12 protein-coding genes and 5 tRNA genes are annotated in these 14,621 nt (G+C 52.8%); 9 read left to right on the top strand and 8 right to left on the bottom strand.

Features of this window, described 5'->3' with window-relative positions; all coding sequences use genetic code 11:
* Complete coding sequence (locus tag C3B51_RS10260) at window positions 1-933, top strand: acetoacetate decarboxylase family protein (protein ID WP_125719235.1); 933 nt, start codon at window positions 1-3, stop codon at window positions 931-933.
* A gap of 91 nt (window positions 934-1,024) precedes the next feature.
* Here the strand turns inward: C3B51_RS10260 and C3B51_RS10265 are convergent, their stop codons facing one another.
* From C3B51_RS10265 to C3B51_RS10275, 3 genes are read right to left on the bottom strand one after another with little or no spacing between them, the layout of a single operon-like run.
* On the bottom strand, window positions 1,025-2,098 hold the full coding sequence (locus tag C3B51_RS10265) for a lipocalin-like domain-containing protein (protein ID WP_130244975.1): 1,074 nt from the start codon (window positions 2,096-2,098) through the stop codon (window positions 1,025-1,027).
* Between the two features lie 10 nt (window positions 2,099-2,108).
* Window positions 2,109-4,523: an FtsX-like permease family protein gene (locus C3B51_RS10270; protein ID WP_130244976.1), complete on the bottom strand. Its 2,415-nt coding sequence runs from the start codon at window positions 4,521-4,523 to the stop codon at window positions 2,109-2,111.
* On the bottom strand, window positions 4,516-5,172 hold the full coding sequence (locus C3B51_RS10275) for an ABC transporter ATP-binding protein (RefSeq protein WP_130244977.1): 657 nt from the start codon (window positions 5,170-5,172) through the stop codon (window positions 4,516-4,518). The genes C3B51_RS10270 and C3B51_RS10275 overlap by 8 nt, the downstream gene beginning before the upstream one ends.
* Window positions 5,173-5,209: 37 nt before the next feature.
* On the opposite strand from C3B51_RS10275, the gene C3B51_RS24070 reads away from it, so the two are divergent.
* The 8 genes from C3B51_RS24070 to C3B51_RS10310 all read left to right on the top strand — a co-directional run bounded on the left by C3B51_RS24070 (window position 5,210) and on the right by C3B51_RS10310 (window position 13,864).
* Window positions 5,210-5,341, top strand: a complete 132-nt coding sequence (locus C3B51_RS24070) for a hypothetical protein (RefSeq protein ID WP_268836125.1) — start codon at window positions 5,210-5,212, stop codon at window positions 5,339-5,341.
* Window positions 5,342-5,450: 109 nt separating this feature from the next.
* Window positions 5,451-6,719 (top strand): efflux RND transporter periplasmic adaptor subunit, encoded by a 1,269-nt coding sequence (locus C3B51_RS10280; RefSeq protein WP_130244978.1) that lies wholly within the window; start codon window positions 5,451-5,453, stop codon window positions 6,717-6,719.
* A gap of 19 nt (window positions 6,720-6,738) precedes the next feature.
* Window positions 6,739-7,434: an ABC transporter ATP-binding protein gene (locus C3B51_RS10285; protein WP_046006334.1), complete on the top strand. Its 696-nt coding sequence runs from the start codon at window positions 6,739-6,741 to the stop codon at window positions 7,432-7,434.
* Window positions 7,435-7,443: 9 nt separating this feature from the next.
* A complete protein-coding gene (locus C3B51_RS10290) occupies window positions 7,444-8,805 on the top strand; it encodes an ABC transporter permease (protein ID WP_130244979.1) in 1,362 nt (453 codons plus the stop codon).
* Between the two features lie 4 nt (window positions 8,806-8,809).
* Complete coding sequence (locus C3B51_RS10295) at window positions 8,810-10,030, top strand: ABC transporter permease (protein WP_130244980.1); 1,221 nt, start codon at window positions 8,810-8,812, stop codon at window positions 10,028-10,030.
* Between the two features lie 52 nt (window positions 10,031-10,082).
* On the top strand, window positions 10,083-11,414 hold the full coding sequence (locus C3B51_RS10300; RefSeq protein WP_130244981.1) for a sigma-54-dependent transcriptional regulator: 1,332 nt from the start codon (window positions 10,083-10,085) through the stop codon (window positions 11,412-11,414).
* The gene (locus C3B51_RS10305) at window positions 11,411-12,745 is read left to right on the top strand and encodes a sensor histidine kinase (RefSeq protein ID WP_130244982.1); all 1,335 of its coding nucleotides are present in this window, start codon (window positions 11,411-11,413) and stop codon (window positions 12,743-12,745) included. Before C3B51_RS10300 ends, C3B51_RS10305 begins: the two co-directional genes overlap by 4 nt.
* Before the next feature lie 21 nt (window positions 12,746-12,766).
* The gene (locus tag C3B51_RS10310) at window positions 12,767-13,864 is read left to right on the top strand and encodes a hypothetical protein (protein ID WP_130244983.1); all 1,098 of its coding nucleotides are present in this window, start codon (window positions 12,767-12,769) and stop codon (window positions 13,862-13,864) included.
* A gap of 24 nt (window positions 13,865-13,888) precedes the next feature.
* On the opposite strand, the gene C3B51_RS10315 is transcribed toward C3B51_RS10310, so the two are convergent.
* The 5 genes from C3B51_RS10315 to C3B51_RS10335 all read right to left on the bottom strand — a co-directional run bounded on the left by C3B51_RS10315 (window position 13,889) and on the right by C3B51_RS10335 (window position 14,615).
* Window positions 13,889-13,962, bottom strand: a tRNA-Cys gene (locus tag C3B51_RS10315).
* Between the two features lie 31 nt (window positions 13,963-13,993).
* Window positions 13,994-14,069 (bottom strand) — tRNA-Gly (locus tag C3B51_RS10320).
* A 175-nt stretch (window positions 14,070-14,244) separates the two neighbouring features.
* A tRNA-Leu gene (locus C3B51_RS10325) sits at window positions 14,245-14,331 on the bottom strand.
* Window positions 14,332-14,363: 32 nt separating this feature from the next.
* Window positions 14,364-14,439: transfer RNA gene (locus tag C3B51_RS10330), tRNA-Gly, on the bottom strand.
* Window positions 14,440-14,528: 89 nt separating this feature from the next.
* A tRNA-Leu gene (locus C3B51_RS10335) sits at window positions 14,529-14,615 on the bottom strand.
* Window positions 14,616-14,621: the final 6 nt, after the last annotated feature.

The raw sequence follows: 14,621 nt of genomic DNA on the forward strand, positions 1-14,621 counted from the left end.
ATGAAATTGAATACGCTTATGCTCAGTGCCATGCTGGTATTGAGCAACACCGGCCATAGCGCCGATCTCAGTGAAACCTATCCTGTAACCAGTACTACTTATCTCTCTGATGGCACCCCAGTTAACATGCCCTTTCATGTCAAGGGTGAAGCCACCAGCGCGGTCGTCGGATTAATTGATGCCAATGTCGCTCAGTTCTTTTTATGGAACTGGCAGTGGGAGCCGGTGCGACTGCATTGTGAAGGCAGTGCATCGAAAGGTATTGGGGCTCTGTATACACAAAAAATTACGGCCAGCCCGGCCGGTGCTTATAACGAAACAATATCTAGCTTTTATGTAAAACGCCGTGGCAGCGAAGATCCCACTTTGCCCTGCCCGGGGGATATGACCGAGCCCGGCGCCCAGCTGGATTTTACCGCTAAAGTACTGGCTGCACTGGGTGCTGCCAATGCCCAGCAGCAAGCGGCCGGAAAACCCCATAACTATGCGCTTTACAACCAGCACCTGATGCTGGACAACCCCATTGCAATTAAAGCCGGTCGTGAGATCTGGGGCTATCCCAAGCAAGCCGCCGATGTGTCGATCACTATCACAGCGCATCAGCATGCCTTAACTCTGGCCAACCAATATACCGGACAGCCTATGCTGGATGTGTCTTACACACGCCAGATTGGGGTCAACCTGCCGCTTCATTCTGTGGGCGACAATGTGCTTCCCGACTACCTGCTTCCGGATTTTGGCAAAGTGCCTCAGTTAAGCGGCGTATTATCAAGCGACAGTGGCTGGATGATGCCGTTTGTGGGGGAGTTTACCATCCACTCCCGTGCCAGCCTGACGACGTTTTTCCTCGCGGAAAGCGACTTTACCCCTGTCGCGGTGCTGGAATTCCCTGACGTCTCAGGTGTTGCCCTGCCCCTGTACGACCGGGAGTAGCCTCAGCTGTGAAAAGGGTGCTTGGATTGGCAGTGCCCTTTTATTCACACAGCCCGAAAAGTTAGACGGCACAGCAAAGGGCTCCCCTGTACTAATAACCAAACAGTTCACCATAGCCCGTTGCGACAAATCCACCGCGGCTGCGGATCCGGCCCTCCCAGTAAGGTACGCTCAGGTTATTTAAAGAGTCGCGCTGTAATACATCAATGATCACGGCTTCTTTGCCTGGCACCTGCAACTGCCAACTTATCGGGTGCGTTACTCCCCGGGTTTGCGCCCTGTCCAGTACCGTCAGTGTAACCTGCTCATGCGGGTAGGCTGTAACCTGACCCGAGGGAGATATCTCTGAGGCGCTGCAATAGGCATAGGCCTCTTGTCCATCGCGTGTACAAAACGCCATCAGTGCGCCCTGCTCAGGATCTTGGCTTTGTAAACTGAACCAGTCCCAGCCGCCATTCTGGTTATCGATCAGGGCAGAAGACCATTCTCTGTCGAGCCAGGCCTGCCCCGTAACCTCATAAGACTTACCGGCATACGTAAGCGTGCCTGCGACTTGTAAAAAGGGATAACTGTAATAAAAAGAAGCGTGGCCTTGTTGAGTTTTCTGGCTGTATCCTTGCTCGCCATGCAACACCAGCGGACTGTTTGCCAGTGTAATATCCAGACCATACCCGGACGCCTGAGTGTTTAATTGCAGCGGCAAGAAAGCATTCCCCCGACTGGCAAGCTGCCAGTCACCCAGCCGGGCAATGAAGGGACTGGCCTGAATGTCGACCTGCCCGGCTCTGCCATAGCGCTCAAACGCCTGATGTGTCAGGCCATCCTGCAAAGCAAAATGCGCAAAATAAAGCTGTCCATCCCACCAGGGAGAAGACTGAACAGTTGAAAAACCCGGGTCAATGATACGAAACAAAGTCCACTGCATACCAAATTGGCTGCCATCGTCCGCCGTCAGATTGCCCGTCACATACCACCATTCAACCCCTTGTTCGGGGTGGGCGCCATGGTCACGGGGAAACACCAAAGACTGACTGGCATCGACCGGCGCTCCCAAGGTTTGTCCCAGCACGGCCATTGCCGCATTGTTGCGCTCGGTTGGTGGCGCAACCGGCTGGCAGCCCGTCACTACCAGTAAAACTAATAAAAGGGATCTGACTGTTTGCATGATTGGTTCCTTAAAGCTGCGCCACATTATCAGCCACATTACGTCTTACCAGTTTGAGTAACGGAATAGCGCTTACCACCAGCGCCAGTACCAGCACCACAGCACAAAATCCCCAGATATCGCCCCAACTGAGAACCATGGCCATGCTCCAGCCAAAGGCGATGGGCATCACGTATTCCAGCAACACCCAGCCCAGCAGGATCCCAAGTGGTAAAGCCAGCAGTAACGTCAAGCCCAGAATAAGTCCGGCCTGACACAGCTTGAGGAGCAGTAATTGCTTCTGGGTCACCCCCAAAGTTTGTAGTACCGCCATGGGCTGAAGCTGCTGTCGCCCGAGTGTTAAAAAGCTCACCCAGACACCAAATAATGCGATTGCCATAATGCAGATATTCAGCGCATGAGTAACCAGAAAAGTCTGACTAAATAGCTGTTTTGCATAATGCTTAAACACCTGGTTGTGGACCAACTGGTGCCCCGCCAGTGACCAGCGCTGGCTAATCACATCGGCCACCTGCTCTGCATCAGCCCCTTGCTCTAACGTCAACATAAAACCCACCGCGTCATACAAAAAAGCCTGACGCACAATCACAGAGCTGCTGACCACCAGATTAATCCCCGGCTCTCCGTAATCGTAAAAAACACCGCTTATCTGACAGGAAAAAGCGCGCTCCCCTTGTTGTAAGTAGATCAAAGTGCCAACAGCCAGATCATAGTGACGCATGCCCGGCTCATTGACCAAACACGAAATCGCCTCATCGGCACTGCTAAGATGACTGGCATGCAATGGTTGCTTATTCAGTAAGGTCAGGTGCTGATGATAGCCAGCGTCTTCGCCAAAACTCATCAGCGTCACGGGCACAGTCTCATTACCCATTCTAACTTCGCTGTGTGCCGACCAGTAAACCCCCACCTGCGCCACATCTGGCGTGTCCATTAATGCCTGGCGCATCTGCGCGGTTGGGTTATCCGGTCTGACGTACAAGTCGGCATTCAGGCGGGTTTGCAGATGCGCATCCAGTGCACTGCTAAAGCTGCCCACCATTACCTGCATGCCAATGGCTGCCCCCATTGCCATCAGTATCGCCAGCACCGAGCTCAAGAGCGCCGGTAATTGCGTCAGGCTGTCACCTTTGAGCCACACAAGCAAGGGCGCCTGGGTGGGCCATCGAACCCGAAACACCAGACGCACCAAAGGCGGCGTCAGCGCGAAAAACACCAGCAGCACACACGCGCACAGCAGCAAAGCCTGCCACTTGGTCTGCGCCAGTGCCACTAATGTCAGAGCGCCCACTCCAGCCAGCACTAAAAGCGCCAGGGTTAGCCACTTAGTCAGCCGCTGTGCGATGCTTGTTTGTAACACCATAAATGCACTCAGAACCGCCAGATTAAGCACAGTGCCGATGAGCACCAGCGCAACGTCAAAACTGACCGTCAGCGACCGGTCCAGCTGATAAAAACTGCTCAGCACCGCGCTGATATCCCCCATCATCAGATTGGCCATCAGTACCCCAAGCAGGTTGCCCAATGTCGCAGCCACCACACTGAGTATCGTGACTTCCAAGCACAGCGCTTTGAGTAGCTGACCCTGACGGCAGCCAAGCGTGGCCATTTGCTGTTGCAAGGATAACCGGCTCTGATAAGCAAGCTTGATAGCATTCAGACTTAAAAAAGCGCCCACCACATAGCCAAGCAATGCCAGTGCCTGTAAGTTGAAGAAAAAGGCGCCCGACAGCGCATCGAATGTTTGCGCCTCGGCAGACTCGAGCCTGCCCTCGTTGCCAAGCAGTATCTTGAGTTGCTGTAACTGCGCGGCATTCAGCCCCGCCACTTCAAAATAGCTGACTTGCCCCTGTGCCTTGAGCAACCGATCTGCCAGGCTGATGTCGGTAAGCGCAAAATGACCGGCTCCATCGAGCTGACTTACAGGGACACGCTCACCGTTAAAGTACAACACGGCCTCGTCCAGTTGTAATCTGGCCAGGCGTTCGGGTGACATAAACAGCGTGTCGAACAGGGCGAGCTCAGTATTTGACTGCTCAGATTGACGCTGAGCAGGCTGGGTGACACCGGCTGTTTGCCATTGCAGTAAATTCACACCCCGCACTGCAATGAGCTTGTTGTCATCACTTCTCACTCGTCCTTCGAGCACCGGCTGAGCCTGCACAAACCCGGCGGCTGAAAGCCGTTGCCACAGAGAAAACGGCAAGCCCGACTCCCCCAGAGGTGGTCGAATAAAATGACTCACGGGCTGGGCCAGCAGCGCGGTGCTGGTTTGATAGCGTTGCGCGGCTTCCTGATTTAACCCCAGCGTCGCACTGAGCAAGGCACTGCCCAGGCTCAAACCAATCAGAAAAAGCACTAAAAGGCCGGCATGACGACGATAAAACTGGCTATAGGTCAGTAAGATAAGACGCAGTTCACTCATGTATACGCCCGTCACGTAACTCCACCTGTCGTGGCAACTGCGCGGCAAGGGCGCGGCTGTGTGTCACCATGATCAGATTGACCTGCTGCTCTTTACATAACGCCATCAGCAGCTCTAACACTTCCTGGCTGCGCTCGCTGTCGAGGTTACCGGTAGGCTCATCGGCCAGCAGTATCCGGGGCTGATTAAGCAGCGCCCGGGCAATCCCAACGCGCTGTTGCTCCCCACCACTGAGCTGCGCCGGAAAGGCGTCGAGCTTATCGCCCAGTCCCAGCCGTTGTGCCATCAATGCAATGTCTTCACGACTCACAGCGCGGCCATTCAGCCTTGCCTGAAACGCCATATTGTCGGCAACACTTAGCGGACTGAGGAGCTGATAATGTTGAAAGATCATGCCAATGGTGCGGCGGTACAAAGCCAGCTGTGTGGCGTTGTAGGTATGGATGAATTGCTCGTTGATGCAAATGGTGCCAGCGTCCGGGCTCAGCAAGCCCGCCAGTATATTCAGCAAAGTCGTTTTGCCCGAGCCACTTTCACCGGTTAACGCAACCTGCTGCGCCCCTGATACCGACCAGCTCAGGTTATCCAGCACATATCTGTACCCAGCCCCGTCCCGGCGCCTTAAGGTTATCTTGTCTAACTGGATCATCGTATCTCCTTTACCACTTACTTAACAGCAACTTAGTATGATCACTATGGTACAGGATCAGGTCGGCAAAGCCAGTGTATTGTGGCTCGGCTATGCACTGAGCTGCAACACAGTGTCCGGACACCCGTCTACTGTCCGCGTACTGTCCGCTGTCCGTCCGCTGCGCTGATACCCCACTATCAAAAAGAAAAATAGCTCAATAATTTCAGCATATTACGTTTTGGCACTGTTTTTGTAATAAGAACAAGTAATCGAAAAAACAAGGAGCCGTACCCGGCATGATCCGAGATACCAAACAACAAGATAAAGCGATTAAACCTACGCGCAGGCTACCGCGCTGGTGGGTCAGTGCGGTAGCAGCCGTTGGACTCATAGGGGCCACCACAGCCTCATACAGCAGCTTCGATAAATTACTCAGCGCCGATCAGGTGGTGTCACTGCAAACACTGCGCACCGCCACGGTCGTACGCGGTGACATGATCCAGGACCTGCGCGTGGAAGGCCGCACCATGGCCGCAGACAGCCCCTCTTTGTATGCCATCGCAGCAGGCACAGTCACTTTGTTCGTCAAAGCGGGTGATGAGATTGAGGCGGGTCAGGCGCTATTGAGCATCGACAGCCCCGAGCTGCGCAATCAGTTACTCCAGGAAGAAGCGACCCTGGCACGTCTGGAGATGGAGGTCAGTCGCCAGAAAATCGCTATAAAACAACAGCAGCTGGATAACACCCAACAAATGGAGCTGGCCAAAGTCGAACTGGAAGCCGCTCAAAGTGAAATGGCCCGTGCCCGTAGCAGCATAGAAAAACAGATCATTTCTAAGGAAGAGCTGGAACAAACCCAGGTCGCCCTGAAGCGCGCCGAACTGAATGAACGTCACGCCATTGCCAGCCTGCAACTGGCACAGGAGCGCCTGAGCTTTGAGCTGAAAAGCAGCGAACTGAACCTGACCCGCCAGCGTCACCTCACCGAAGAGCTGCGCCGTCAGGTTGAGGCACTAACCCTGCACTCCCCTTTGTCCGGCATTGTCGGCACCCTGAACGTTCAGCAAAAACAACATGTGCAACGCAATACCCCGCTGATGTCACTGGTTAATCTTAACGAGCTGGAAGTCGAAGCCTATATCCCAGAAAACCTCGCTGATGAGCTGGGAATAGGCCTGCAAGCCAATGTGCAAATTAACAATGAGCAATACGGAGCAACTTTAGTGGCGATTTCCCCCGAAGTTGAGCAAGGCCAGGTACGCGGTCGTATTCGCTTTACAGAGCAGCCGGGAAATTTGCGTCAGAACCAGCGGGTCAACGCCCAGATCATCCTGGCGCACAAGCAAAACGTACTTAAAGTCGAGCGCGGTGCCTTTGTCGAAACCGGCGCATCAAGCACCGCCTATAAAATTGAACAAAACTCCGCATACAGAACCCCTATTTCACTGGGTGTCAAAAGTGTCCGGGAAGTGGAAATTACCCAGGGGCTGCAAGCTGGTGATACAATCATCATCTCAAGCCTGACAGCTTTTGGACAATCACAGCACGTGATCCTCAGCGAATAATAATAAAAGGAATCATCCCATGTTACGCATGAAAAACATCAGTAAAATCTACCGCACCGAATTAGTCGAAACCCACGCGCTGTCAGACGTTAACTTCACAGTTGAAGAAGGCGAGTTTATTGCCGTCACAGGCCCGTCTGGCTCAGGTAAAACCACCTTTTTGAACATCACCGGGTTACTGGAAAACTTCGAACAGGGTACTTATGAGCTGGACGGAGAAGACGTCAGCACCCTGGGTGACAAGCAGCTCTCTCGCCTGCGCAATGAAAAAATCGGCTTTATTTTCCAGGGATTTAACCTGATCGGCGACCTCAATCTTTACGATAACATTGAAGTGCCGCTGATTTTCCGTGGTCTGTCGGCCAAGGCACGTAAGCAACGCATTGAGGAAAGTCTGGAATTGGTAGGACTTGGCGGTCGCGCCAGTCACTTTCCGGCGCAACTGAGTGGTGGTCAGCAACAGCGTGTTGCCATTGCCCGCGCGCTTGCCGGTAAGCCGCGCTTTTTGCTTGCCGATGAGCCCACCGGAAACCTGGATACGCTGATGGCCAGACAGGTGATGGAACTGCTGGAAGAGATCAACCGCCAGGGTACCACCTTGCTGATGGTCACGCATGATCACGAACTGGCGCAGCGGGCGCATCGCAACATTCAAATTCTCGACGGACAATTGCGAGATATCAATAAGAATGAACTGGTCGAACTGATCTCATAGGTGGCCGCAATGAAGGATTTAATGCAACTGGCCTGGCGCGGCCTGAAACAAAAGCGCAAACTGACCTTACTGATGGTACTTAATCTGGCTATTGGTATCACCCTGTTGCTAACTATGGGCACCATAGTCACACGCAGCGGCCACTCTCCCATCGACCAAAGAGCCGATCGGGTGTATCACGTCAGCCTGAATTTTATGGACCCGGAGTTTGACCGGCGTTCAGAGTTTCGCTCGCCTCCGCTGACCTTTCGCGATGCCGGCGCACTGGCTGAGGCATTCAGCGCAAACGACACTACCCGCATTTCGTTCAATTACACCACCTCATTTGTGCTCGACTTGCCTGATAACAGTGTCAGGCCGGTTACCGCCGAGGCCTCTGCCGCTGATCCTCAGTATTTTGACCTGCTCCAGGTGCCATTTATTTATGGTGCGCCCTGGCGCGAGGACATGCAGGATGCCGCGGTGATTGTATTGGATAAAAAAGCCAATGACTTACTATTTGGCGGAGCAAACTCCATCGGCAAACAAGTAGTCATCAACAACCGCCAGCTGGAGGTTGTCGGCGTCATGGACATGTCTGCTTACCTGCGCCGTTTTCAGAATATGCGCTTTCAGGCCCGCGCCAACGATATGGCGGTCGTCCCACTTGGATATGCTCATGCCAACAATTTGCCACGAACCGGCTATATGCCTTGCCGCACTAAGGAAGAAGCCGCAAGAACCCGTTATCGTCGGGATGATGTGCAGGGACTCAAAAGTGCCGAGTGTGGTTATCTGCATGCCTGGGCGGTGCTGGACCCAATGCAGCACGACAACAGTCTTGCTGAGCTGACCCTGTGGATGCGCAACTATACGCAGCAACAGGCGTCTCAGGGCCGCTTTGGCCACTCGGAGCCTTACTATCTGACACAGCTGGCCAGTCTCAACGACAGAATGAGCGATAACCTTTATTGGGAGCAGATTTATCTTAAGTTTGCCTACCTGCTGTTTGCCATTTGCCTGATCAACACCATCGGCATTTTACTGGCTAAAAACCAGAGCCGGGCCAAACTGGTCTCCCTGTATCGGGCGCTGGGCGCAAACAAGCTGTATATTCTCAAGGTACAGCTGCTGGAACTGAGTATGCTCAGTAGCGCTGCGATTGCGCTGGGTTTATTGCTGGCACAATTTGGCTTGGTTGCCATGTTTCATCTGGCCCTGTATCAGGCCGATTATCTGGCCGACGCCGAGCAGGTGCGCCGTATGTACAGCATGGACACGTTGTTTGCGCTGCAAGCTGCCGTGGGGATCTTTGTGGCGATATTTGCCGCCGGACTCTACCCCATTATCAAAGCCAGTCGTACCGCCCCCGCAGCTCAGTTAAGAGGATAGTCGCATGTCACTCAAACACATACTCAAAATCATTGTAAAGCACCGCAATATCTCGGTGATGATCCTGATCCAGATAGCCATTGCTGTGACCATAGTCGGCAACGCCAGTTTTATCAGCTACGGGACGCTTAAGAACTGGCTGATCCCCTCGCACCTGGACGAAGTCGAGATACTCAACGTCTATACTAAGGTGTTCGACAATCGGGTCGATAAATCAGCCCTGATCCAGCGCGATTTAACCAACCTCAGCGCTCTCGGGGAGGTGACTCACGTCACGTATGCCAGTAACGAGCTGGTGCTTGCCACCATCGCCGGCAGTAACCTGGTGTACAAAACTATCGACCAGGAAGAAGCGGGCTTTGAAAACGCCCAGTTTGACGTAACCTCACAGGGCGTTGCAACCCTGGGCTTAAACATCACCCAGGGGCGCAACTTCTACCCCAATGAGTTTGTTTTTGCCGAGGCCTCACAAAACCACTATGCCAGTGTCGTCCTGATCAGTGAAACACTCGCGAAGAGCCTGTTTGGTGAGCAAAGTGCGCTGGGACAAACCGTCTACCTGCAACGCGCTCGCCGTCCCTATCAGGTGGTTGGGGTGTATGCCGATAAAATGCTGGGTGAAGGAGCCGTTTATGAGCAACAATGGTATCACTCGACCATTGTCCCTCAGGCCCATTTTGGTAGTAACAACGTCAACTATTTAATCAGGGTTAAACCAGGCACCCATGATGGCATTCTTAAGGACGTTGAAGATGTGCTGTATCAACAACACGGACGCATCGTAGAGCGAGTGGAGTTTGCCGCCCGTGCGAAAAAACGCCTATGGGATGGCCGCAGCACGTTCGCGTTCATTATGATAGGGATCAGTGTTATCGCCATTACAGTCACCGGGTTTGGCATCATAGGTCTGGTTTCATTCTCAGTCTCGATTCGTCAAAGGGACATCGGCATTCTGCGTGCCCTGGGTGCCAGCCAGCATACCGTGCTAAAAACCCTGTTGCTGGAAAATGCTTTGCTCGCTTTTGTGGGTATTGTGCTTGGCAGCTTCACCGCACTGTGGCTTAATAACTATTTTGTGACCCATTTACGGGCACAGGGTCTGGTTGAGCCTTGGCTGGCCGTACTGGTTGCCCTGGGTGTATGGCTGCTCAGTGCCGCCGCGGTCTATATTCCTGTGCGTAAAGCCGCTAAGATAGCCCCGGCAAGGGTGACCAAAATCAATTAACATAAGGGCTGACAAGCCCTTTCATCTTGACAACAATAACGATAAAAACGCGATGCAACATAAAATTCTCGTCATTGATGACAACACCGATGTCATTAAAGCACTCAAAATTCTTTTCTTAATTAATGATATCGACTGCGAAGGCGCCGACTCTCCCGAGCTGGGTTTGGCAATGCTCCAGGCACGGGATTACGATTTAGTGATCCAGGATATGAACTTCACCAGTGACACCACCTCAGGCGAAGAAGGCAAAGCCCTCTATCACCAGATCCGTGCCCTCAATCCGGACTTGCCGATTATTCTGCTGACTGCCTGGGCCCAGTTAGAAATGGCGGTGGAGCTTATCAAACATGGTGCCGCAGACTATATCGCCAAGCCCTGGCAGGATGACAAGTTACTGAGCTCAGTGAATAATTTGCTGGAAATGTATCAGCTACAACAATCCCAGACGCGCAGTAAGAAGCAGTTTAAGCTCAGACGAGACAAGTTATGTTCCGAATATGATCTCAGCGGATTGATCTTTGCCGATCAAGCCATGCTGCCATTGCTGGAGACCGCAACACAGGTAGCCAGCTCCGACGCTCAGGTGTTGATCACCGGTCCCAACGGCGCGGGTAAAGAAAAAATCGCCGAGCTGCTGGTTGCCAACAGTGCCTACCGGGATAAACCCTTTATTCGCGTTAATGCCGGTGCGCTGCCTGCCGAGCTGATTGAAGCGGAACTGTTTGGCGTGGTCAGCGGGGCCTATACGGGCGCGACGAAAAGCCGCGAGGGACGTTTTGCTGCCGCAGATGGTGGGACGCTGTTTCTCGATGAGATAGGCAACCTGCCGCTGACGGGCCAGCAGAAGCTATTGAGGGTACTGCAAACCGGCGAATTCGAAGCCGTTGGCAGCAGCAAGACACAAAAAGTCAAAGTCAGGGTGATAAGCGCCACCAACGCGAACCTCAATGAGGCCATCGCCCGCGGCACCTTCCGCCAGGACTTGTACTATCGCCTCAACATGATTGAGCTACGCCTGCCCCCTTTGGCTGAGCGACCCGACGACATAATCCCCCTCGCGCACCATTTTCTGACCTCGGACAAGTTGCTGAGTGATGGCGCCCAGCGATTACTCAAACGCTATGGCTGGCCGGGCAATGTCCGCGAGCTGCAAAATGTGATTGGTCGCGCCGAGCTGCTTGCTTGCGGGGAACAAATAGAAGCGACGGATCTTGGCCTCAGTACCTCGGCCTCCGCTATGGTGAATCATGAATTTAGCATTGAGGACATTACCCAGGCGCTCGATAAACACCAGGGCAATGTGACGCATGCGGCAAAAAGCCTGGGGTTAAGTCGCCAGGCCATGTATCGCCGAATGGACAAGTTTGGACTCAAACGATGACGCCCTCTGTGCGCTGGTCTTTTTCGGGTCGTATCCTGTTCAGCTCAGCGTTTGTGCTGACATCTGCGCTGATTGCACTGGCCATTGCATTGCAACAGGGCATTCCTGTCGTCCTGGCCTGTGCTGTGACTTTACTGACATCGTTGCTGAGCCTGTTTATGCTACTTGGCCGTCAGATCAGGCGTCGTCAACAGATCCTGGCGACGCTGGAAGATGGGATCAAAAGCATTAAGGATGGCGATCTGTCACTGCGTATCTCACCGTCTTCGGATCCAGATTTGGCCCGCCTGATAGCGCTGTACAACCAGCTCAGCACAAACCTCAAGCAACAAAAGCAAAAGCTGAATCAAAAAGAGCTGGTGCTGGACAGCATAGTTCAGGCCTCGCCTATGGCGACCCTGCTGCTCGATAAACACCGCCATATTGTTTATCACAATGCCGCCGCACGTAAGCTTCTGAACAAACAGCCAGGCGCTCTGATCGGCAGCTCGCTGGATACGGCCTGCGATACCTTGCCTGAGGCGCTGGCGCAGGCGCTGAATAACGGTTACAGCGGGATGTTAAGTTTCGAACAACAGGAGCAAAAACATACGTTTTATCTTGGGGCTGAGTCGGTAACACTGAACTACCAGCCACACACGCTGGTGATCTGCAAAAACGTCTCGGCGGAGCAAAACCGCGAAGAAATAATGCTGTGGAAAAATGCCATTCGTCTGATCAGCCACGAGCTAAATAATTCGCTGGCCCCTATTCAGTCCCTTACGGGCTCAGCGCAGACTATGCTGAACCAGCAAAAGCACCTTGATCTGCTGCCCGATATGCTGGATACCATTTCACAACGCGCCCAAAACCTGAGCGAGTTCATTCAGCGCTATGCCGAATATGCACGCCTGCCCGCGCCATGTTGCGCTGCACACCCGGTTGCGCCCCTGCTTGAACGCCTGCAGGTACTCTATCCTTTCACCTTACTCGGCTCTGCGCCGACTTGCAGCGGCTACTTTGATGTCGCTCAGATTGAACAGGTGCTGCTCAATTTGCTCAAGAACGCCCATGAATCGGGCAGTGACAAGGCGGATATTGCCGTGCAGGTGGTTCAGGAGCAAACCCGGTTACGATTTGCCGTGGTCGACCGGGGCTCAGGGATCCAATCTGGGAATTTACATCAGGCACTGCAGCCCTTTTACTCCACCAAATCGCACGGCACCGGTTTGGGACTGAGCCTGTGTCACGACATTATTACAGCACATCAGGGCCAGCTAAGGCTTCGCAACCGAGAAAAGGGTGGCCTGATGGTAGAATTCGACTTACCCTTAAAAGAGAATACAAAATAACCCTATTCACAAGGATCGACTGTGCACTCATCTGCATTTTTCGCTCTACTGGTGGGCACAGTCGTGCTTACTGGCTGTAAAACCCTTTCACAGCAGCCACAAAAGCGTCAGCCCACGCATTTACCATGCTGGGTTCAGTCGCCCAAACAAGCCGGGCAGCTGGGCTTTATTGGCACAGCAGCGCCATTCAGTGCGATTCCCAATGGTTCTGAGCTGGCCAGCCGAACCCGGGCACTGAAAAAACTGGCGGCCTATCATGCTATTGAGTTACAGCGCAGAGATCTGCAAGATGTGACACCAGATGAGCCCACTCAGGTGTTATCCTCCGGTCATACCATCTATTACTCAGCGCCCTTTAATACCCAGGATACCCAATACAGCTATGTTAGCTTCACGCCACCTGATGAAAGTGCCAGCTGTCGCGTAAGCCTGTGTAACTTTTCACTCTGTCAGCCTGCCTGGCTATGTGAAAACGAACAGCGCAACCAGGTGCTGGGGGTGAGTTACTACACCGCTTCGCCCCATCAACAGATCTCAATCAGTGAGCGCAATGCCAAAGCAGTGGCGAGCTTTTTGCTGCAGGCCCGGGTGAACGCGACGGAATATCTGCAAGAGCGCGCAATCAATCGTGACGGCGCTGTGCAGCACGAGGTAAGCTTTAACCGCAATGGTGAAGTAACGGCACAGGGTATGCCCATGCGCCTGGCACTACACCAAAGCTGTCAGTATGGTTCAACACTCATCGGTCTGTATAAGCCTGATGTGCTTGAGGCTGTGCGTACACCGACAACAAGCGCCATGGCCAATATAAAACGCAGTGAACACCTGGTGTTAGGCGCGTTTGGTGAAGATGGCACTATGACCTCAGATAACCTGCTCAGCACCGCCATCAAGCTTGCTATTCAGGATGCCCTGACAGAGATTGCCAAAAACAAAGGGATCACCATAGATGCTCAGGTAGAAATAAAACACCATCAAGGGCAGTACCTGCTCACCAGCAGCGAGTTTACCATTAATGAAAGTGTCAGCGGTGAGTTAGTAGACCTGAGAATTCAATATAAAAACGATATACCGGTGATTTACGTGTGGTTATTGGAAACAACTGGAAAAAGAATTTAGAAATGAGGTAAATCAGGAAGAAAATGGAGGCGGAACCCGGAGTCGAACCGAGGTAGACGGATTTGCAATCCGCTGCATGGCCACTCTGCCATTCCGCCGCATTGTGTTGATACTTAGTGTATCAGAGATTGGAGCGAGTAACGAGGTTCGAACTCGTGACCTCAACCTTGGCAAGGTTGCGCTCTACCAGCTGAGCTATACTCGCGTTCCATATGCTTTTTAACTTAGTGGCTAAATTCAAGAAACAAGGTTGCGTCTTTTCATTCATCCAGCTGAGCTATACTCGCGTTCCATGTGCTTTTATTTATAAAAAGCATTTTATCCTTGCTACTCTAGCTTAATCTTACTGTCATATCAAGCGATTAAGCTGTCTGTAACAATGGTGCCCGGGGCCGGACTTGAACCGGCACGCTGTTACCAGCGAGGGATTTTAAATCCCTTGTGTCTACCAATTCCACCACCCGGGCATCGGGTTTGCTAAAGCACCAATTGTTTAAATTGGAGCGAGTAACGAGGTTCGAACTCGTGACCTCAACCTTGGCAAGGTTGCGCTCTACCAGCTGAGCTATACTCGCATTCCATAAGCTTTTAGCTTATTGCATGTATGAAGTCTGCAATTTTGCATAATTCAACTCATACAGTTGAGCCAATCAACTCTAAACAATGGTGCCCGGGGCCGGACTTGAACCGGCACGCTGTTACCAGCGAGGGATTTTAAATCCCTTGTGTCTACCAATTCCACCACCCGGGCATCGGG

The sequence above is a fragment of the Pseudoalteromonas rubra genome, assembly GCF_004212645.1.
Classification (GTDB): domain Bacteria; phylum Pseudomonadota; class Gammaproteobacteria; order Enterobacterales; family Alteromonadaceae; genus Pseudoalteromonas; species Pseudoalteromonas rubra_G.